This is a genomic window from Marichromatium sp. PS1 (assembly GCF_041155115.1).
In the GTDB taxonomy this organism is placed as follows: Bacteria; Pseudomonadota; Gammaproteobacteria; order Chromatiales; family Chromatiaceae; genus Marichromatium; species Marichromatium gracile.
The window spans coordinates 40,782-57,630 of the sequence record NZ_BAAFHB010000004.1 but is presented as its reverse complement, the minus strand read 5'-3'; the positions used below and the strand labels follow the sequence as shown (position 1 = coordinate 57,630).

The window sequence follows — 16,849 nt, the reverse complement described above, 5'->3', positions numbered from 1 at the left end:
ATCCTCAACTGTAGAAACTCTGCGCCAGGGTGCCCATCAGCAGCGGCCAGCCGTCGATCAGCACGAACAGCATGATCTTGAACGGCAACGAGATGATCAGCGGCGAGAGCATCATCATGCCCATCGACATCAGCACGCTGGCCACCACCAGATCGATGATCAGGAAGGGGATCAGGATGAGGAAGCCGATCTGGAAGGCGGTCTTGAGTTCGCTGGTGACGAAGGCCGGCACCAGCATGCTCAAGGGGATCGCCTCGGGCGAGTCGAAACCGTCGATGCCGCGGATCTCGGCGAACATCGCCAGGTCGGTCTCGCGGGTCTGGGCGATCATGAAGCGCCGCAGCGGCTCCACCGCCTGACCGATCGCCGCCTCGGTGCTGATCTCCTCGTCCATGTAGGGCTTGACCGCGGTGTCGTAGACCTCCTGGAACACCGGCGCCATGATGAACAGGGTGAGAAACAGCGCCAGCCCGAGGAGCACCTGGTTGGAGGGCGTCTGGGTGGTCCCCAGCCCCTGGCGCAACAACGCCAGCACCACGATGATGCGGGTGAAGGAGGTCATCATGATCAGCACCGACGGCAACAGCGTCAGCAGCGTCATCAACAGCAGCACCTGGAGGGTGACCGAGTAGGTCTGCCCACCGTCGGCGCCATCGGTGACGGTCACCGCAGCAAGCCCCCCCGGCTGCCCCAGGGCGAGCCCCGGCAGCAACAGCAACGCGAGCAGCAACCAGTGACGCGCGCTCACGACCGCCCCCGCCGACCCAGACTCTGCTTGAGCAGCGTGGCGAAATCGACCCCGCCACCGTTCTCCGGCGGCGCGACGCTCACCGGCTTGCGCAGCCGGTGCAGGGTACGCATGCCGGTGGCGCCGGCGGCGATCAGCAGCTGCTCCTCGCCGACCTGGACCAGCAGCAGTCGGTCGCGCGCACCGATGGCGCGTACCGCGAGGATCGAGATCGGCTGGTCAGCGGCCCGCCCCACCCCGCCGGGCAGCCGGCGCAGCAGCCAGGCCAGGCCGAGGATGGCGGCGATCACCAGCACCAGCGCGCCGAAGAGCTGCGCCAGATATCCGGCGCTGGTCAGCTCGACATCGGCGCACCAGGCCGCCCCCGGGAGCAGCGCCAGGATGCCGACGAGGATTGGCGTCGAGCTCGACCGCATTGATCTCATTTGAGTTTTCGCACACGCTCGCTGGGACTGATGACGTCGGTCAGACGGATACCGAACTTCTCGTTGACCACCACGACTTCACCATGAGCAATGAGCGTGCCATTGACCAGGACGTCGAGCGGCGCACCGGCCAGCCGGTCGAGCTCCACCACCGAGCCCTGATTGAGCTGGAGCAGGTTGCGGATCGGGATCTTGGCCCGGCCGATCTCCATCGAGATGGTCACCGGCACGTCGAGGATCATGTTGAGGTTGACGTTGTCCGACGGCGGCGTCTGATTGTCGGTGAAGTCCTCCGGCGTCATCGGCTGTGGCGAACCGGCGCCGAACTCATGGATGGCCCCACCCGGCGTCGTCTGCGGCGGGGTATCGGACTCCTTCTGCTCCTCGAGTGCCGCCGCCCAGTCGTCGGCCAGCGCGGCATCGTCCTGGCCCTTGCCTTTCTCCGGACTCATGGCGTCGTCGTCTCCTTGCTCCCTTGCAGGAATTCAGTGATCTTGATGGCGTTGTTGCCGTTCGAGGTGCCGAACTTGCCCCGAAATGTCGGGATATCCTCGACGTTGAGCACCACGGTCTCCGGCAGCTCGACCGGGATGATGTCGCCGGGGCGGACATCGAGCAGTTCGCGCACCGTCAAGGTCGCCTCGGTGAGCATCGAGAAGATCTCCACCTCGGCGATCTGCACCTCCTCCTGGAGCGCGTGCAACCAACGCTCGTCGACCCCGGAGCGGTCGGACTGCAGACCGGTGTCGAGCAGCTCGCGGATCGGCTCGATCATCGAGTAGGGCAGGGTCACGTGGAGGTTGCCGCCGCCGCCCTCGAGTTCGATGTGGAAATCGTTGATCACCACGATCTCGGTGGGGCTGACGATGTTGGCGAACTGCGGATTGACCTCCGAGTTGACGTACTCGAAGGTCAGGTCCATCACCGGCTCCCAGGCCTTCTTCATGTCGTCGAAGGCGGCATGGAGCAGGTTCTGGATGACGCGCAGCTCCATCGGGGTGAAGTCACGGCCCTCGATGCGCGAGTAATAGCGCCCGTCGCCGCCGAAGAAGTTGTCGACCAGGGTGAACACCAGTCGCGGGTCGAAGACGAACAACGCGGTGCCGTGCAGCGGCGTCACCCGCACCAGGTTGAGGCTGGTGGGGACGTAGAGCGAGTGGATGTACTCGGAGAACTTGGTGACCTTGGTGCCGACCACCGAGATCTCCGAGGAGCGACGCAACAGGTTGAACAGGTGCACGCGCAGATAGCGGGCGAAGCGCTCGTTGATCATGTCGAGCGTGGGCATTCGCCCACGCACGATGCGCTCCTCGCTGGCGAGATTGAAGGGCCGGATCTGGCCATCGGCCGGATAGGGGTTGTCCTCGGTATCGATATCCCCGCTGTCGACACCATGCAACAGCGCATCGATCTCGTCCTGACTGAGGATGTCGGTCTGCTGGGCCATCGCCGCCTGTCCTCTGTTACTGCATCACCAGATCGGTGAACAGGACGCCCTCGATCCGTGCCGGCTCGCCGACCTTGATCAGCGCCGCGCTGAGCATCTCGGTGAGCGCCGCACGCAACGCGTCCTTGCCCTCAGGGGTGTTGAGCTGGGCATAGTCCTGCGCGGCCAGATGAGCCAGGAAGTCGTTGCGGATCATCGGCATGTGCTTCTCGATGGCGGCCGCCACCGCCTCGTCACGGGTCATCACCGTTACCCCGACACGGAGGAAGCGTACCGGCCCCTCGGCCGACAGATTGACCGTCATCGAGTCGAGCGGACGGTAGATCATCGGTCCCAGCGGAGCCGCCGGCGCTGCGGCGCCGGGCGCGACCATCTCGGTGCCCTGCTCGGCCGCCTCCTCACCCTCGGCCTCGGGATCATCGCCGCCCATCAGGAAGAAATAGGCCGCTCCCCCACCGCCGGCGAGGACCAGCACCACCAGCAGGATCAGGATGATCAGCTTCCACTTACCCGACGGTTTCGCGGCCTCGTCGGTCTCGGCCTTCTTGTTCTTCGCCATGGTTCACCCGAATTGACTGGCATCCGCGCGGGATGCGGATTGACTCCATCCGTGGAGCGGATCATGCCGCGATAGCGGAGACGACCAGGCGCGTCAGGATATTGACACCACTGGAGCGTCGAGCCTCGGGCACGCGCCGGACGCACGACGCGGCACCAGACCAGGCCGCGCGCCCGCACATCGGAGCAGTCTATCAAAGCCCGATGACTGGACGTAGGGAGGCGGGAACGGCGCTCGGCCGGGAGGACGGTAACGCCGCGATCAGACGAACAGATCGAGCCGTTGCGACAGGGCGCCGAGGGTGCTGTGGGTCAAGGGCTCGCCGGTCTCTCCCGGATCGCCACCACCCTCGCCACGACCGGCGCCACCGTCACGATCGGCCTGGGAACCGCGATCCTGTTGCTGCGGCGGCTGGTCGGCAATGGTCACCTCGCCGAGCGACATCCCCTCCTGGGCCAGCGAGTCGCGCAGCCGCGGCAATGCCGCCTCGAGCACCTCGCGGGCGACTGGGTTGGCGGCGAAGAACTGCACATTGGCCTTGTCGCCCTCCATCGCCACCCGTACCTCGAGCGCCCCCAGGCTCGGCGGGTGCAGCTTGATCTCGGCCGCATCCTCTCCGGCGCGAGCCAGCCACTGCATGCGCTCGACCAGCGCACGCTCGCCCCCCGGGCGCAGTAGCTGCTGGAAATCGAGCACCAAGGGGCGACTGGTCTCGGCGCCCGCCGGCTGAGTCGTCGCGCCGGTGCCGGTCGGCGCCGACACCGCAAGCCGCGAGTCCTGGTCTCGCTCCTGCTCGACAACCGAGGCGCCATCATGACCGCCCCAGCGCTGCAACAGCTCGAACAACGCCTCGCGCGAGAATTCACGACTGCCGTCGATCTCCGGCTGGAGCGCACGCGTCAGCCCCGGCGACAACGACAGGGCCGCAAGATCAGCACCCTCGCCCGACCTCACCGCCCCCCTGAGCAAGGCCTCGGGATCGGCATCGCTGCCGTCCGTCGTCACCGACTGCAACAACGACCGCAGGACCGGCGCCAGCGTCTCGAGCCCGTCCTCGGTCGACGCCCCACCCCCCTGTTGCTGGAGCAGCGCCGTCAGGCTTGCACGCTCCGCCGCCGAGAGCTCGACGCTGCTCGTCTCGCCTCGCAGCAACCCCCGCAGCCGCGCCACCAGATCGTCGGCACCATCGGCACTCTCGGTGCCGGTGGTCGCGGCATCGAGCTGGGTCTGCAATGCGTTGAGCAGGGCCTCGCCGCGCCCCGCCATCTCCTCACCGGGCAGCCGCGCGCCGAGCGCCCGGCCCTGTCCGAGCGGAAGTTGCTGCAACGCGGCGAGCACCACGGCCTCCCCCGTGCTCGGCCCGCTGCCCGGGAGTGCGGGCGCGACCACGCCCCCGCTCGGGACGACAGCGCTCGGCAGCTCGGCGGGGAGTTGCTGGAGCAAGGCGACCAGCGAGGCCAAGGCCTCATCCGGGGTCTCGGCCCCCTGCAACTCGGAGTCGAGTTCTTCGAGGTCGACGCCCCAGCCCGAGAGCAGCTCGCGCAGCTGGCCCTCGAGCGCCTCGGTGAAGGCGCCGCCCTCCCCCGCGGGATCAACCGCCGCCGCCCCGGTCGTGGCGCCGGAGAGCAGCTGCAACAGGCCATATGGCTGTAACTGAGCTGTTTGCGCTTGCATGACCGCGATCCTCGCTATTGATGAAGGGGGCTTGCACCGCCCCGGTTAGGCGCCTGTCGCATCAGCGGGCCTCATTCCTGGTGACGCTGATCGAAGGCGCGCCGGGTCGCCCACATGTCCTGTTCGCGCTGCTGGCGACGCCCTTCCTGGAGCGCCTCCTGTTCACGACGTCGCTCGATCAGCTTGTCCAGCGACAGGCTCGCCTGATGGCGCTCGAGCCAGAACGCACGAGCCTGATCGACCTGTGCCTGAGCGGCATCGACACGCAGCTCCTGCTGATCGAGGGCCTCGCGCAGCTGATCGCGCATCCGCGCCAACTGCTTGAGCATGTTGACATCCTCCGGCACCAGGGCGTTCAGATAGTCGTTGAGATAGCGCTCGAGCTGCTCGCGCTGGGCCTCGACCTGGTTGAGGGTGTCGAGCCGCGCGGCGAGCCCCACCGCGGCCTCGTTCTCCTGCGCCTCGCGGATGCGCAGCAGGCGCTTGAAACGACGGATGCCGGCGCTCACGGCCCACCCCGCATCAGCGCGATCAGGCTGTCGCGGGCCTCCTCGAAGGTCACGCACTCGCTGCGCTGCTGGGCGAGATAGGCCTCGAGACGCGGGTACATCGCCACCGCCTCGTCGAGCTGGGGATCGGTGCCCTTGCGATAGGCGCCGACGGCGATCAGGTCGCGGTTGGCGGCATAGGTGGCCATCATGCCGCGAAAGCGCCGCGCCGCCTGTTCGTGTTCGGGGCTGATCAGCGCGCTCATCACCCGCGAGACCGAGGCGCCGACGTCGATCGCCGGATAGCGCCCGCTCTGGGCGATCTCGCGCGAGAGCACCACGTGCCCGTCGAGGATGCCGCGCGCGGCGTCGACGATCGGGTCGTTCTGGTCGTCGCCCTCGGCGAGCACGGTGTAGAAGGCGGTGATCGAGCCGCCGCCCTTGTCACCGTTGCCGGCGCGCTCGACCAGCGCGGGCAGGCGCGCGAACACCGAGGCCGAGTAGCCCTTGGTCGCCGGCGGCTCGCCGATGGCCATGGAGATCTCGCGCGCGCCCTGGGCAAAACGCGTCAGCGAGTCCATCAGCAACAGCACGTCGAGCCCCTGGTCGCGGAAGTACTCGGCCACCGTGGTCGCCACCAGCGCGCCGTGCTGACGCAGCAGCGGCGACTGGTCGGCCGGCACCGCCACCACCACGGTGCGCCGGCGCGACTCGTCGTCGAGGATGTCGTGGATGAACTCGTTGACCTCGCGACCGCGCTCGCCGATCAGCCCGACGACGATGACGTCGGCAGCGGTGAACCGGGTCATCATCCCCAAGAGCACGCTCTTGCCCACGCCACTGCCGGCGAACAGCCCGAGGCGCTGACCGCGACCGACGGTGAGCAGTCCATTGAGGGTGCGCACGCCGACATCGAGCTGGGTGCGGATCGGGTCGCGGGTGAGCGGATTGATCGGGCGCCCGTCGATCGGCATCTCTTGCTGCGCGCGCAGCGGCCCGGCGCCGTCGAGTGGCTCGCCGTTGGCGTCGATCACCCGCCCCAACAACTGCGGCCCGACGGCGATGCGCCGCTGCTGGTCGAGCGGCTCGATCCGCGCCCCCGGCACCAGTCCCTCGATCCGCCCCTCGGGCATCAGGAAGGTGCGCTCGCCCTGGAAGCCGACCACCTCGGCCGAGACCCGACCACCGCTGGCGGTATGGATGGCCGCGCGCCCGCCGACCGGTAGCCGGATCCCCTCGGCCTCAAGGGTCAGCCCGACCATCCGCGAGAGCTGCCCCTCGGGCTGGGGCGGCGCCACCTTGTCGATGCGCCGCCCCGATTGTGCCAGGCGTTCGCGCAACCCGCTGACCAGATCGCGGGTGCCCTGCTCGCGCAGTCCATCGATCAGCTCGCTCATCGCTGCTCGACCTCTTCATCGGCCAGTGCGACGTCTCCCGTCTCCGGCGCAGCGTCAACGTCGGTAACGGCAGCATCCACCGAAGCCGCCGGCGACAAGGACTCGGCGCCGTCGACCACTGGCTCGTCAGGCGTCGGTTCGACCTCTCCCCAGAGCGCCTCGACACTCTGACGCAACCGCTCCTCGAGGGTGGCGTCGATCCGACTCGGGCCACTCTCGATGGTGCACCCGCCACGGGCGACACCCGGGTCCGGGCGCCAGCTGATGCGCTCGTCACGGTCACGGGCATAGGCCTCGAGGATCTCCGCGTCCTCGGGGTTGATGCGCACGCGGATCTCGCGATTGCGCGAGGGCAGCTGCCCGAGCGCACTGCCGAGCACCCGGGCGACGTGTTCCGGGTGCTGCTCGAGCTCGGCCATCACCACCCGTCGCGCCATCGCCACCACCAGTGCCAGCAGCTCGGGCTCGAGCGCATCGGCGGCGGCGGCCAGGGGATCGGCGAGATCGCGGGCCACGCCCTCGAGGGCTTCGACCGTCTCGCGTACCTTCTTGTCGTAGCGCGCCCGGCCCTCCTTCTCCGCCTCACCCTGGCCGAGTTCGCGCCCCTCCTTGTAGCCGGATTCGAAACCGGCCTCGTAACCGGCATCACGCGCGGCCTGCTCGATCGCCTCGATCTCGGCGGCGGTCGGCAGATAACGCTCGGGTTCGGGCTCGACCTCGGGTTCGGGCTCGGGTTCGGGCGCGGGCGGCGGCGCGCCGACATCCGGCGGCTGCCAGCGTTGCACCGGCCCGTCGAGCAGGTCGGCATAGAGCACCGAAGATCCGGAGCCGCTCACACCATCTGCTCCCCGCCGGCCCCGCCGAGAACGATGTCACCGCTCTCGGAGAGTCGACGCGCCACGGCAAGGATCTCCTTCTGCGCCCCCTCGACGTCGCTCAACCGCACCGGCCCCTTGGCCTCGAGGTCCTCGCGCAGCATCTCGGCGGCGCGCTTGGACATGTTCTTGAAGATCTTGTCCTTGAGCGCGTCATCGGCGCCCTTGAGCGCAAGCACCAGCGAGTCGGTGGAGATCTCGCGCAGCAGGGTCTGGATACCGCGATCGTCGACGTCGACCAGGCTCTCGAAGACGAACATCAGCTCCTGGATGCGTTCGCCGAGATCCTCGTCGACCTGGGTGACCCCGGACATCACGTTGGTGCTCTGCGAGGCGTCCATGAAGTTGAGGATGTCGGCGGCGGTCTTGACCCCGCCGACCATCGAGGACTTGGCGGTGTTCTTGCCCGAGAGCTGGCGCTCGAGGATCTCGTCGAGCTCGTGGAGCGCTGCGGGCTGGACGCCGTCGAGGGTGGCGATGCGCAGCACGATATCCGACTGCATCCGGTCGGGGAGATAGGAGAGGGTCTCGGCGGCCTGGTCGGCGTCGAGGTGCGAGAGCACGATGGCGACGATCTGCGGGTGTTCGTGACGGATCATCTCGGCGATGGCGCGCGGATCGAGCCACTTGAGCGCCTCGAGCCCCTTGGAGTTGCGACCGAGCAGGATGCGGTCGATCAGCCCCGAGGCCTTGTCCTCGCCGAGCGCGGAGTTGAGCACCGAGCGCACATAGTCCTCGGCGCCGATCCCGAGCGAGGTGTGCTCCATGGCCGTCTCCGAGAAACGTTTCAGCACATAGTCGATATCGGTGCGCGAGACCCGCTCGAGCGAGGCCATGGCGGTGCCGATCTTCTGCACCTCCTTCGGTCCCATGTGCTTGAGCACCTCGGCGGCTGGCCCCTCACCGATGCTCATCAGGAAGATTGCCACCTGCTCGGGGCCGGGGCGCTTGGACGGATCAGTTGCCATCTTCGTTCAGCCAGCTCTTCATCACCTGTGCCACGCGTTTCGGATCCTCTTTGACCAGCTCGCGCACCGCCTCGAGATCGACCTGCTGCTGATCCCCGTCCTTCGGCCCGGTGAGCGCGGCGATCGCCGCGCTCTGCTGGGTGATCGCCACGGTATCCTCGCCGAGCTCGCCCTCGCCGCCGGCCCCACCGCCCTCGCCCGACTGGTCCTCAAGCGCGGCGGCAGCCTCGTCGGCGGACGGCGGCGCGAGCTGACGTACCGCCGGACGCACGATGGTCAAGAGTACCATCAGCGCGAGGATTAGCCCGGCGCCGATCTTGGCCAGCTCGAGGAACCACGGCTGGGTCCAGACCGGCTCGGCGTCGGTGGTGTCGGCGGGCGTGAACGAGGCGGTAATCACGTTGAGCGAATCATTGCGCGCATCGTCGAACCCCACCGCCTCACGCACCAGCGCGCGAATGCTCGCCAGCTCCTCCTCCGTGCGCGGCACCCGCACCACCTCGCCTTCCTCGTTGAACTCCTCGCGATAGTCGACCACCACCGCCGTCGACAGCCGGCGGATATTGCCCGGCATCTCGCGCACGTGCGAGATCGCACGATCGATCTCGTAGTTGCGCGTCTTCTGCATGCTGCGACTGCTCGGCATCATCGGGTCGGCCACCGGCGCCTCGCCGACGGCGCCACCGGCCGGCGGCTGGTTGGTCAAGGCGCCGGGGATGCCGCCGATCGCCGGGTCGCTGCCGACGCGCTCCTGCTCGCTGAGCTGCTCGGAGCGCACCGCGGTGCGCTCGGGATCGAACGACTCCTGGGTGCGCTCGACACGGGAGAAATCGATGTCCGCGGCCACCTGCACCCGCACCCCGTCGCGCCCGATGATCGGCACCAGCAGGGTCATCACCCGATCGACATAGCTGCTCTCGAGACGGCGGATGTAGTCGAGCTGGTCGGCCGAGGTCGACAACCCCATCTCGTCGTCGTTGCTGGTGAGCAGCCGACCGTGCTGGTCAACCACGGTGACCTGCTCGGGATCGAGCGCCGGGATGCTCGAGGACACCAGATGAACGATGGCTGCGACCTGGGTGTCGTTCAAGGCCCGGGTGCCGCGCAGATGGACCACCACCGAAGCGCTCGCCGGCTTGCGCTCGCGCACGAACACCGAGCGCTCGGGCAGCGCGAGATGAACCCGCGCACTCTCCACCGGATCGAGCGCCGCGATCGAGCGCGCCAGCTCGCCTTCGAGCGCACGCTGATGGCGCGCTCCTTCCATCAAGCGACTGGCGCCGAATCCCATGTCCTCCTGCAGCAGCTCGAAGCCGAAGTCCGAGGCGCGTGGCAGCCCCTGACCGGCGAGCAATAATCGGGTCTGGGCGATCTGGGCCTGGGGGATCTCGATCCGTCCGGAGAGTTCATCGATGCGGTAGGCCACGCCGAGCTGATCGAGCGCCTGAACCACCTCGGCCGCCTCGGCATTCTCCATCCGCGAGAACAGCGGCGCATAGGTCGGGCGCATCGCCCAGTAGAGGATGGCGCCAGCCACCACCAGACCACCGGCGATCATCCCCAGCAACGCGATCTGCCGACCCACCGGCAGTTCGTTGAAGGTCTTGATTCCAGTAGAAAAGGCGGCTGTCAGCGAAGACGCCATGGATGAATCTCTCCGTGGATCTGCGCGCCGTCAGCGCTCAGACCTGCATGCTCATGACTTCCTGGTACGCCGACAACAGCCGGTTGCGCACCTGATTGGTCGCCTCGAAGGCGAGACTCGACTTGTTCATCGCCACCATCACCTGCGGCAGACTGGTATTGGCCTCACCGAGCTCGAAACTGGTCTGCACCTGCTTGGCCTCCTGCTGCAACGCATTGACCGAGCGCAACGAATCGCGCAGCGCGGTGGCGAATTCACCGCCCTCGCTCGGCGCCGTCGGCTGCTGCGTCGCAGGCATGCTCCCCTCGACCCGTCCCGACTGCGAGAGCGCGCGCATCTGCTGCAAGACGTTCTGGATCTGCATGTCACTCACGTTCACAATCTCCCATCTCTTCAATCCACGTAATCCGGTTGGATACGCAGGTGCAGCGGCGTACCCGACCCTTGGACACGATTGGGATATTGCAAATTAAGTGCCAAAAACCTCAGGCATGGCGGCAGGGCCTGACGGACAAGGGCTGCGGCAGGATTGCGCAACCCCGGGCGCAGATGACGAGCAGCATCATCACCGACAGGACGTCGAATTCTTGACGGCCAATCTCGGTCTCCCGCTCGGCCGGGGGGGGCTTTGCTAGTCGCCGCCGCGCCCCAGGCCGAACTTGCGCATGCGCTCGACCAGGGTGGTGCGACGCATGCCCAGACGTCGCGCGGCACGCGCCACCACCTGATCGTTCTGTTCCAGGGCGGTGACGATCATGCGGCGCTCGAGCTCGTTGAGATAGCCGCGCAACTCCACCCCCTCAGGCGGCAGGGCGCCTTCCTCGCACCCTCCCGGGAGCGCCGGGGCGGCGACCGGGGCCGGGGGCAACCCCTCAAGCACCTCGGCGGCCGCCTCGGGGCGAAAGCGCGGCGGCAGCTGCGCCAGGTCCACCGGCTCCCCCGGATAGAGGATCGCCAACTGTTCGAGCAGATTGGAGAGTTCGCGCACATTGCCCGGCCAGGGCAGCTGCGCGAGATAGGCGATGACCGCCGGGGTCAGCCGCGCGGTCTCCACCGACTGCGCGCGCAAGCGCTCCTCGAGCGCGCCGATCAGCAGCGGGATGTCGCTGCGCCGTTCGCGCAGCGCCGGCAACTCGATGGGAAAGACGTTGAGACGAAAGAACAGATCCTGGCGAAAGGCGCCGGCATCAACCGCCTCCTGGAGGTCTCGATGGGTGGCCGAGATGATCCGCGCCTGGGCCTGGATCGGCTTGTTGGAGCCGACCCGCTCGAAGGTTCGCTCCTCGAGCACGCGCAACAACTTGACCTGCATCGGCAGCGGCATGTCGCCGATCTCGTCGAGAAACAGCACGCCATCGGCGGCGAGCTCGAAGCGCCCGGTGCGAGCGGTGAAGGCCCCGGTGAAGGCCCCCTTCTCGTGACCGAACAGCTCGCTCTCGAGCAGGTCGGGCGGGATGGCGCCACAGTTGACGGCGACGAAGGGCTTGTCGCACCGCGACGAGGCGGCATGGATCGCGCGCGCCACCACCTCCTTGCCGGAGCCGGTCTCGCCGAGGATGAGCACCGTGGCATCGCTGTTGGCGACCTGGGTGATGGCGCGCTTGACCCCACGCATGATCGGATGGGCGCCGACCAGGCCCTCGATCCCGGACGTCTCGACGGCATCGGTCGCGTCCGCCCGTAACCACTGCAACACCGCCAGCACCCGCCCGACAACAGGCGGCTCGTCGACCACACAGACATGCCCGGGCAGCGCCTCGCGGGCACCGTCGAGCGGCTGACAGATCAGTGGCAGGGAGGGTGGACGGACACGCTCGAGCTGCTCGGCCAGACGCGCCCCCGGCGCGCACAGCCAGAGTGCTGCGAGTGACATCGTGTCGAGTTCGTCGAGGGCCTCGAGTGGCTGCACCTCGCAGCCGAGGAACTCCAGGATGTGTCCGGTCCTGTCGCGCGCCGGCTGATCACCGAACACACCGATCCGCACGCGTTGCTCAAATGGGTTGCCCTCGCTCGGCATCGTAAACGCAATCCTTCCGCGGTGAACGCAGCCCCGCGCTCGTGACACTCGCGCCCGCGACACGCGGAAGGCGAGCAGACGGCCGCCGAACCGGCTTGCTGTTTGCTCCGGAGAGGGCGCATCGCGATTCTTGATGGAGCGACGAGTTTCTAACGTCCGCGTCGGCCACTGTCAAGCACGCAGACCCCATGGTGCGACCGAAGGCGCGCTATCGCCGCGCCCGCGCCACTGCGCGCCGGTGCATCCGAAACACCCAACGCCCCAGCGCCTCGCGCAGCCCGTCATCACTGAACCGCCAGCGCGCGCCCATCGCACCATCGAGTTCGCAGACCGTCTCGAGCCCGAGCACCAGCGGCTGGGCGAAGGCTGTCGAGGGGTAGAGTTCGAGCCGATCATCGGCAGTATCGAGCAGCGCGGCGGGCAGCACCACCCCCTCGGCGCTCAGGGTCGCACTCACCGGCGCCGGGAGTTGCGCCTGCATCCAGGTCGAGAGCAGCTGCATCAGCAGGTCGACCTTCGCCTCGAGTCGCTGCAGCTCCAGCGAGGGCGTCTCGTCGCGCCCGCCACGGCCACCGTCTTCGAGCATCGCGATGGCATCGAGCAGCCGAACCCCCGACTCCGCCGGGGTCGGGGGGCGACGGCTCGGCGCCAGCGCCAGCACCAAGGTGATGGCCAGGCCATCGCCCAGCACGCCCCGCCATGCGGCGGGAATGGCGGCATCGGTCGAGCCGTGTCGATCGTGCATCTTCGCTCCTTTGGGATCGAACTCGGGACTTGCTGGACGACACGCCCTGCGTCATGGTCGAGATCGCGAGGCTTCGGCTAAGATAGCGCCGACCCATGGCGCATCGTGCCCCCCCCGGGGCCGGCGCCATCCCGATAGGCAGAACCGGAGTCGACCGTCATGCTCTCCAGCATCGAGAATCACTATGAACGCCTGGTCGCCGCGCGTATCAGCGAGCTGCTCGCCGAGCGCGGCGAAGCCTTCGACGCAGACTACTTTGACGATCTCGCCTGTGTCGCGCTCAATTATCTGCCGCCGCGCTACGTACGCCACAGCATCGACTTCGCCTCGCACCAGAGCGACGAGGAACGCTCGCGCATGGCCGAGGAGGTCGCCGACGCCGTGGCCTTCGCCTTCGAGACCACCCGCCGCCGCCGCACACCGCGGCCCCACGAGGAAGACTGACCCCGACAGCGAGGCTCAGGCCTCGGCGTCGAACGACCCGCGCGTCGGCGCCGCCGGCCCGGGATCCAGCGCCGCGCTCAAGCGCGCCTCCCCGCTCGTCTGCGAGGTCATGGAGGCGGGTTCGGCGGTGTGCTCGCCGGCCTCGAGTGCGAGACGGACGCGGGCGCCGATCTCGCCACCCAGCACTGCGCCGTCGCGCGCCTGTTCGTCGCTCGGGCGGCGCGGGCCGACCGCCTCGGGATCGTTGACCGGACGTGTCGACTCGGGGCGCGTGGCCACCCGCCCGAGCCCAAGCCGCTCCGACATGCTCGGACGCGCACCGGTGGGGACGAAGGGAACCGAAACCGGGACATCGATCATGGTGCTCACTCCTGCGCTGACGCTGAACCAACACGCCTTGCGACATCCTTTTCGTCTGCCCACAGTATAGGGGAACCGGCCCGGGGACGACGTGGCCGCGGTTGAATCACGCCACGCGGCAGCCATGTCATGGAACATGATGGCCGACCAGGACCCGCGCCAGCAGCTGCGCGTGGTCACCTACAATATCCACGGCGGGATCGGCCGCGACGGTCGCCGCGACCTCGGACGCATTGCCACGGTGCTGCGCGCGCTCGATGCCGACCTGATCGCACTCCAGGAGGTCGACTCGACCCCGACAGCACACGCGCCCTCGGCACAGATGCACGAGCTGGCGCAACTCGGCGACTATCACGCCATTCCCGGTCCGACCATCCTCACCCACGATCGCCACTACGGCAACGCCCTGCTCACCCGGCTGCCGGTCATCGCACTCACCCGTCTTGACCTCAGCGAACGCCGGCGCGAGCCGCGCGGAGCCATCGTCGCCGACCTGCGCACCGCGCACGGCACCCCGCTGCGCTGTCTCGCCACCCATCTCGGGCTGAAGACCCGGGAGCGACGCCGCCAGGTCGAACGCCTGCGCCCCTGGATCAGCGACTCACCCGCCCCCCTGGTGGTACTGGGCGACTTCAACACCTGGTGGCCGCTGGCGCGCACCGAACGCCAGCTCTCCCGGCTGCTCGGGCCCACCCCGAGGCTCGCCAGCTTCCCCGCCGCCTGGCCACTGCTCGCGCTCGATCGCGTCTGGACCCGACCGGCGGGACTGTTGCAGCGACTCGAACGCAGCCGCGACCCACGGGCCCGCATCGCCTCCGACCACCTGCCGCTCTACGCAGAACTGGCGCTGCCGCGCGCCACCCGAACAGGATGACCCCCCGATGGAACGTCACACGCCCAACCCATTGCTGGTACCCGGCGAGACCTGCTGGCAGATCACCGGCACCCGCCGTCTGGCTCCACTGATCGATGGCGAACGCTACTTCGCCACCCTGCGTCGGGCACTGATCAATGCCCGGCATCGCATCCTGATCCTCGGCTGGGACCTGCACAGTCAGCTCGAGCTGGTGCGCGAGGACCCCGGCGACGGGCTGCCGACCCGACTCGGCGAGCTGCTCCATGCCCTGCTCGAACGCACCCCCGGGCTCGAGGCCTGGATCCTGCTTTGGGACTATGCGCCGATCTACGCGCTCGAGCGTGAACCGCTGCTCTTCGGCATCCACCCCTGGCGCCAGCACCCTCGCCTGCACTTCGCCCTCGATGACAATCATCCGCTGGCGGCCAGTCACCACCAGAAGCTGGTGGTCATCGACGACGCACTGGCCTTCTGCGGCGGCTTCGACCTCGGCAAGTGGCGCTGGGACAGCAGCGCGCACCAGGCCGAGGATGCCCGCCGACGCGATCCCGACGGCAAGCCCTACCCGCCCTTCCACGACCTGCAATTGATGGTCGACGGCGAGAGCGCCGGCGCACTCGCCGAGCTGGCGCGCGCGCGCTGGGCGCGCTGCGGCGAGGAGACGCCCGCGCCGAGCCCACCACCGGTACACGATCCCTGGCCCGAAGGGGTCGCTGCGCTGCTGCGCGACCAACCCTGCGCCATCGCCCGCACCCAGCCGCAGCAACCGGCGCGCGACGACCAGGCACCGGAGCGGGAGGTGCGCGAGGTCGAGCAGCTCTATCTGGCGTTGTTCGCACGCGCCGAGCGGCTGATCTATCTCGAGAACCAGTACCTGACCTCGACCACCCTGTGCAGCGCGCTGTGCGAACGCCTCGGCGAGACGCACGGCCCGGAGGTGGTGATCGTGCTGCCGCGCGAGACCGGCGCCTGGCTCGAACAGCACACCATGGACATACTTCGCGCCCGCCAGCTCGAGCGCCTGCGCGAGGCCGATCGGCACGCTCGACTGCGCGTCTACCACCCCGAGGTCCCCGGCCTCGAGAGCGGCTGCCTGATGGTCCACGCCAAGCTGGCGATCGTCGACGACCGCTGGTTGCGGGTCGGATCGGCCAATCTCAGCAATCGATCGATGGGGTTGGATACTGAATGCGACCTCTGTCTCGAGGTCACCGACGAGGAGGGACGGGCACGCATCGCCGCGCTGCGCCGCGAACTCATCGGCAACCTGCTCGACTGCGAGCCGCAACACCTGGCAAGCACCGAACGGGAGGCCGGCGGACTGATCGGGGCAATCGAAGCGATCCGCGCCGACGCCCCTCCGGGGCGCAAGACCCTGACCCCGCTGGAGGGCACCGTCGACCCGGAGTGGGAACGCCAGCTCCCCGACGAGCGGCTGATCGACCCCAAGCGCCCGCTCAACGTCCTCGATGTCGGCGACGCCGTGGTCGGGCGTCGTCATCTGCCGCACGCGCGGCGCCGACTCAGATTCGGGATCGCGCTGGTCGTGCTGCTCGCCGCGCTGGCGATCCTCTGGCGCTGGAGCGGCCTGGGCGAATCACTCGATCCGCAGCAGCTCGCCGAGCAACTGACCGATCAGCTCCACGCCCCCTGGGGGCCGGCGCTGTTGCTCGCGGGTTTCGTCGTCGGCAGTCTGCTGGCGATCCCGGTGACCCTGCTGATCCTGGTCACCGCGCTGGTCTACGGCCCCCTGGCCGGGGCCAGCTATGCCCTGCTCGGCTCGCTGCTCGCGGCGCTGGCGGCCTACGGGCTCGGTGCCTATCTCGGTCGACCCGCCGTCAACCGGCTCGCCGGCGGGCGCATCCACCGCCTCAGCGAGCGCCTGGCACGGCGCGGCATCCTCACCATCATCGCCGTGCGCATCGTCCCGGTCGCCCCCTTCACCCTGCTCAACCTGCTCGCCGGGGCCTCGCACATCCGCCTGCGTGACTACGCCATCGGCACCCTGATCGGGATGCTGCCCGGGGTGGCGACGATGGCGGTGTTCGCCGAGGGGTTGATGGCGTTGCTGCGCCGCGCCGGTCCCGAGCAGTTCCTGCTGCTCACCCTGGCACTGGCGCTGATCGTCGGGCTGACCCTGCTCGCCCGACGCCTGCTGACGGTGTTCGTCGAGCAACGCTGAGCGCTCGCCGCGACAGTGT

18 protein-coding genes are annotated in these 16,849 nt (G+C 68.5%); 3 read left to right on the top strand and 15 right to left on the bottom strand.

The features are described 5' to 3' along the window. Positions 1 to 4 precede the first annotated feature (4 nt). The 14 genes from fliP to ACAM26_RS09350 form a co-directional block, all read right to left on the bottom strand. Entirely contained in the window at positions 5 to 748 is a 744-nt protein-coding gene (fliP, locus tag ACAM26_RS09415; protein WP_123140805.1) for a flagellar type III secretion system pore protein FliP, read from the bottom strand. Then, a complete protein-coding gene (gene fliO / locus ACAM26_RS09410; protein ID WP_123140806.1) occupies positions 745 to 1,173 on the bottom strand; it encodes a flagellar biosynthetic protein FliO in 429 nt (142 codons plus the stop codon). Before fliO ends, fliP begins: the two co-directional genes overlap by 4 nt. Then, positions 1,170 to 1,625 carry a flagellar motor switch protein FliN gene (gene fliN, locus ACAM26_RS09405; RefSeq protein ID WP_190287937.1) on the bottom strand — a complete coding sequence of 152 codons (456 nt, stop codon included), beginning with the start codon at positions 1,623 to 1,625 and terminating at the stop codon, positions 1,170 to 1,172. Before fliN ends, fliO begins: the two co-directional genes overlap by 4 nt. Further along, entirely contained in the window at positions 1,622 to 2,620 is a 999-nt protein-coding gene (gene fliM, locus ACAM26_RS09400; protein WP_123140808.1) for a flagellar motor switch protein FliM, read from the bottom strand. The genes fliN and fliM overlap by 4 nt, the downstream gene beginning before the upstream one ends. Before the next feature lie 16 nt (positions 2,621 to 2,636). Then, positions 2,637 to 3,179 carry a flagellar basal body-associated protein FliL gene (fliL, locus tag ACAM26_RS09395; protein ID WP_123140809.1) on the bottom strand — a complete coding sequence of 181 codons (543 nt, stop codon included), beginning with the start codon at positions 3,177 to 3,179 and terminating at the stop codon, positions 2,637 to 2,639. A 261-nt stretch (positions 3,180 to 3,440) separates the two neighbouring features. Beyond that, the gene (locus ACAM26_RS09390; protein ID WP_369613506.1) at positions 3,441 to 4,853 is read right to left on the bottom strand and encodes a flagellar hook-length control protein FliK; all 1,413 of its coding nucleotides are present in this window, start codon (positions 4,851 to 4,853) and stop codon (positions 3,441 to 3,443) included. A gap of 71 nt (positions 4,854 to 4,924) precedes the next feature. Continuing rightward, positions 4,925 to 5,362 carry a flagellar export protein FliJ gene (gene fliJ / locus ACAM26_RS09385; protein WP_123140811.1) on the bottom strand — a complete coding sequence of 146 codons (438 nt, stop codon included), beginning with the start codon at positions 5,360 to 5,362 and terminating at the stop codon, positions 4,925 to 4,927. Beyond that, the gene (gene fliI / locus ACAM26_RS09380; RefSeq protein ID WP_123140812.1) at positions 5,359 to 6,738 is read right to left on the bottom strand and encodes a flagellar protein export ATPase FliI; all 1,380 of its coding nucleotides are present in this window, start codon (positions 6,736 to 6,738) and stop codon (positions 5,359 to 5,361) included. Before fliI ends, fliJ begins: the two co-directional genes overlap by 4 nt. After that, positions 6,735 to 7,574: a FliH/SctL family protein gene (locus tag ACAM26_RS09375; protein ID WP_132230563.1), complete on the bottom strand. Its 840-nt coding sequence runs from the start codon at positions 7,572 to 7,574 to the stop codon at positions 6,735 to 6,737. Before ACAM26_RS09375 ends, fliI begins: the two co-directional genes overlap by 4 nt. Then, positions 7,571 to 8,581 carry a flagellar motor switch protein FliG gene (gene fliG, locus ACAM26_RS09370; protein ID WP_123141885.1) on the bottom strand — a complete coding sequence of 337 codons (1,011 nt, stop codon included), beginning with the start codon at positions 8,579 to 8,581 and terminating at the stop codon, positions 7,571 to 7,573. Before fliG ends, ACAM26_RS09375 begins: the two co-directional genes overlap by 4 nt. Beyond that, positions 8,571 to 10,226 (bottom strand): flagellar basal-body MS-ring/collar protein FliF, encoded by a 1,656-nt coding sequence (gene fliF, locus ACAM26_RS09365; protein ID WP_369613505.1) that lies wholly within the window; start codon positions 10,224 to 10,226, stop codon positions 8,571 to 8,573. The genes fliG and fliF overlap by 11 nt, the downstream gene beginning before the upstream one ends. 37 nt (positions 10,227 to 10,263) lie before the next feature. Continuing rightward, positions 10,264 to 10,599 carry a flagellar hook-basal body complex protein FliE gene (fliE, locus tag ACAM26_RS09360; RefSeq protein WP_025275171.1) on the bottom strand — a complete coding sequence of 112 codons (336 nt, stop codon included), beginning with the start codon at positions 10,597 to 10,599 and terminating at the stop codon, positions 10,264 to 10,266. 258 nt (positions 10,600 to 10,857) lie between these two features. Continuing rightward, positions 10,858 to 12,243 carry a sigma-54-dependent Fis family transcriptional regulator gene (locus ACAM26_RS09355; protein WP_123140816.1) on the bottom strand — a complete coding sequence of 462 codons (1,386 nt, stop codon included), beginning with the start codon at positions 12,241 to 12,243 and terminating at the stop codon, positions 10,858 to 10,860. Positions 12,244 to 12,451: 208 nt separating this feature from the next. Then, positions 12,452 to 12,988: a PilZ domain-containing protein gene (locus tag ACAM26_RS09350; protein ID WP_123140817.1), complete on the bottom strand. Its 537-nt coding sequence runs from the start codon at positions 12,986 to 12,988 to the stop codon at positions 12,452 to 12,454. A 159-nt stretch (positions 12,989 to 13,147) separates the two neighbouring features. Here ACAM26_RS09350 and ACAM26_RS09345 point away from each other — a divergent pair, with 159 nt between their 5' ends. Further along, positions 13,148 to 13,432, top strand: a complete 285-nt coding sequence (locus ACAM26_RS09345) for a late competence development ComFB family protein (RefSeq protein WP_123140818.1) — start codon at positions 13,148 to 13,150, stop codon at positions 13,430 to 13,432. 15 nt (positions 13,433 to 13,447) lie between these two features. Here ACAM26_RS09345 and ACAM26_RS09340 read toward each other — a convergent pair whose 3' ends face one another. Further along, positions 13,448 to 13,792 carry a hypothetical protein gene (locus ACAM26_RS09340; RefSeq protein WP_369613504.1) on the bottom strand — a complete coding sequence of 115 codons (345 nt, stop codon included), beginning with the start codon at positions 13,790 to 13,792 and terminating at the stop codon, positions 13,448 to 13,450. A 124-nt stretch (positions 13,793 to 13,916) separates the two neighbouring features. Here ACAM26_RS09340 and ACAM26_RS09335 point away from each other — a divergent pair, with 124 nt between their 5' ends. Both ACAM26_RS09335 and ACAM26_RS09330 read left to right on the top strand, forming a co-directional pair. Continuing rightward, positions 13,917 to 14,666, top strand: coding sequence for an endonuclease/exonuclease/phosphatase family protein (locus ACAM26_RS09335; protein ID WP_369613503.1), 750 nt, complete (start codon positions 13,917 to 13,919; stop codon positions 14,664 to 14,666). 7 nt (positions 14,667 to 14,673) lie between these two features. Next, complete coding sequence (locus ACAM26_RS09330; protein ID WP_369613502.1) at positions 14,674 to 16,830, top strand: VTT domain-containing protein; 2,157 nt, start codon at positions 14,674 to 14,676, stop codon at positions 16,828 to 16,830. The last annotated feature ends 19 nt before the right edge of the window (positions 16,831 to 16,849 follow it).

What these genes read in the sequence shown, in the direction of transcription:
- fliO (WP_123140806.1), bottom strand. Translation starts at nt 1,173, where the DNA reads ATGAGATCAATGCGGTCGAGCTCGACGCCAATCCTCGTCGGCATCCTG.
- fliN (WP_190287937.1), bottom strand. Translation starts at nt 1,625, where the DNA reads ATGAGTCCGGAGAAAGGCAAGGGCCAGGACGATGCCGCGCTGGCCGAC.
- fliM (WP_123140808.1), bottom strand. Translation starts at nt 2,620, where the DNA reads ATGGCCCAGCAGACCGACATCCTCAGTCAGGACGAGATCGATGCGCTG.
- fliL (WP_123140809.1), bottom strand. Translation starts at nt 3,179, where the DNA reads ATGGCGAAGAACAAGAAGGCCGAGACCGACGAGGCCGCGAAACCGTCG.
- ACAM26_RS09390 (WP_369613506.1), bottom strand. Translation starts at nt 4,853, where the DNA reads ATGCAAGCGCAAACAGCTCAGTTACAGCCATATGGCCTGTTGCAGCTG.
- fliI (WP_123140812.1), bottom strand. Translation starts at nt 6,738, where the DNA reads ATGAGCGAGCTGATCGATGGACTGCGCGAGCAGGGCACCCGCGATCTG.
- fliG (WP_123141885.1), bottom strand. Translation starts at nt 8,581, where the DNA reads ATGGCAACTGATCCGTCCAAGCGCCCCGGCCCCGAGCAGGTGGCAATC.
- fliF (WP_369613505.1), bottom strand. Translation starts at nt 10,226, where the DNA reads ATGGCGTCTTCGCTGACAGCCGCCTTTTCTACTGGAATCAAGACCTTC.
- ACAM26_RS09355 (WP_123140816.1), bottom strand. Translation starts at nt 12,243, where the DNA reads ATGCCGAGCGAGGGCAACCCATTTGAGCAACGCGTGCGGATCGGTGTG.
- ACAM26_RS09350 (WP_123140817.1), bottom strand. Translation starts at nt 12,988, where the DNA reads ATGCACGATCGACACGGCTCGACCGATGCCGCCATTCCCGCCGCATGG.
- ACAM26_RS09345 (WP_123140818.1), top strand. Translation starts at nt 13,148, where the DNA reads ATGCTCTCCAGCATCGAGAATCACTATGAACGCCTGGTCGCCGCGCGT.
- ACAM26_RS09340 (WP_369613504.1), bottom strand. Translation starts at nt 13,792, where the DNA reads ATGATCGATGTCCCGGTTTCGGTTCCCTTCGTCCCCACCGGTGCGCGT.
- ACAM26_RS09335 (WP_369613503.1), top strand. Translation starts at nt 13,917, where the DNA reads ATGTCATGGAACATGATGGCCGACCAGGACCCGCGCCAGCAGCTGCGC.
- ACAM26_RS09330 (WP_369613502.1), top strand. Translation starts at nt 14,674, where the DNA reads ATGGAACGTCACACGCCCAACCCATTGCTGGTACCCGGCGAGACCTGC.